This is a genomic window from Paenibacillus sp. An7 (genome assembly GCF_009870785.1).
Classification (GTDB): domain Bacteria; phylum Bacillota; class Bacilli; order Paenibacillales; family Paenibacillaceae; genus Paenibacillus.
Genome location: NZ_WTWX01000094.1, coordinates 1 through 345 on the forward strand (window position 1 = coordinate 1; position 345 = coordinate 345).

Sequence of the window (345 nt, forward strand, 5' to 3'; positions counted from 1 at the left end):
TCAAACAATCATTATTTAAATCATTATTATTTAAATCATTATTTAGTAGTAGTGGATTTTCCGTCGACGGAAAATCCGTCGACGGAAAATCCGTTATCGGTTTTTTACCGTCAACGGATTTTCCGTCATCGGGAAGATCTTCTGTTACAGGACGTTCATAAATAATATATTCCATGTATCCGAAACTTCCATTTTCTCCACGGATCTGGCGTCTTGATAAATAGCCGAATTTCTCTAATTCACGCAAACCTGTTCTAACCGAATCTCGTCCATCAGTTGCACGTTTAATAAGGTCTGATTCATATACCTGCCAGTCGTCTGGTTTAGAGAGAAGATAAGCTAATA

1 pseudogene is annotated in these 345 nt (G+C 37.4%); it reads right to left on the reverse strand.

The features are described from left to right. Positions 1 to 345, reverse strand: a pseudogene (locus GQY27_RS21285) (helix-turn-helix domain-containing protein); the annotation flags it as partial.